Source organism: Leptospira soteropolitanensis (assembly GCF_026151655.1).
Taxonomy (GTDB): Bacteria; Spirochaetota; Leptospiria; order Leptospirales; family Leptospiraceae; genus Leptospira_A; species Leptospira_A soteropolitanensis.
Map to the genome: position 1 here is coordinate 1 of NZ_JAMQPN010000058.1, position 1,274 is coordinate 1,274.

Genomic DNA, 1,274 nt, shown 5'->3' on the forward strand with positions numbered 1-1,274 from the left:
CGCTGTTATCTGCAGTGCCCTAGGCTAAAGTTGACTAGCTGTTTGTTATTTCTCACTAAGGAATTTAATAGACCAAAATTGAGTCAAAGTTAAGCAACAAGTCTTGTGAATAGTTCTTCTGTAGGTGGATCCTTTCCAAATTTGATGTAAACAATATCTGGAACTTTGAATTCGTCAACTTCTTCTAACAGAATCATTTTTTGGTAACAGAAAGGACAAGATTTGTGGAATTTAAGATTCTCATCGAGAATCGAATCATCATTGAATTTTGATTCTGTTTCTTCTTTACTAAGTACTTCGAAGAGTTGATTTACTATTTCATACTTAGATCTACTAGCGGAGCTGTAGAAACCGGAATAACGAATAGATTTAATGTTTTGTGGAATGATGTGTTTGATGTATCTAATTACAAATTCATTGTTAGAAAAAGAAAAAGATTTATCTTTATTATGAAGATTAATGGAACCATTATCAAGAAAATCGACCTGATTAAGATCGAGAGCATTTCCTTTGATAGTTTTGGAAAGGTAGTCAATGATAGGATAAGGTGATTCGTATTTCTTAGAAATAAATATATTTTCTTTATGAATATTATCAATATTTTGTCTGAAGTCAATTCCAAGTTCAGGATGTTTCTTGTAGAGAAGAATTAATTCTTTTTTTAGAATTTGGTTATAGATGGAATTGAAGTTATCAAGTTTGAAGAGAGTTTCATCAAGTAAGAGAATCTTGTCCTGTTTTTTGGATAGAGCAATAGAATTGAGAATGATGTGAATATGTGGATGAAGTTGGTAAGCATCACCATGAGTGTGTAGAACAGAAATGAATGCCGTAGTAGGCGCTATATCAAAAGAATACTTAATTAATTTGAGAATAGACTTAGAAGAAGCATCAAAAAGGATTTCTATAAATTCTTTATAATAGGAAAGAATATATGGATATAGAAAAGCAGGTAACTTAAAAACAAGATGATAATGTGGAGAATTAGTGACTTTATCTTTTGTATTGGAATTCCACTCTCTTTTATTTTCTGATTGGCAAGTAGGACAAGATCTATTGTTACAAGATTCTCTCATGAATATAGAGAAGTGTCCGTTGGGACAAGAATAGACTCTTCCTTTCATTGCATTAGTTCTGCAAAGAGTAACAGCCGAAACAACCTTCTTAACATGAGTAGGCAGGTTGGAAGCTTGAATCTTATCTATTTGCTTATATAGGACTTGTTGGAATTCATTCATAGAATTATTTTTAGGGCATTGCAGATAACGAACTAG

The 1,274-nt window shown here is 31.7% G+C and carries 1 protein-coding gene; it reads right to left on the reverse strand.

Translation table 11 applies throughout. The features are described 5' to 3' along the window. Positions 1-89: 89 nt before the first annotated feature. Positions 90-1,274, reverse strand: a 1,185-nt coding sequence (locus ND811_RS19265; protein ID WP_265353599.1) for an IS91 family transposase, incomplete at its 5' end; no start/stop codon positions are given.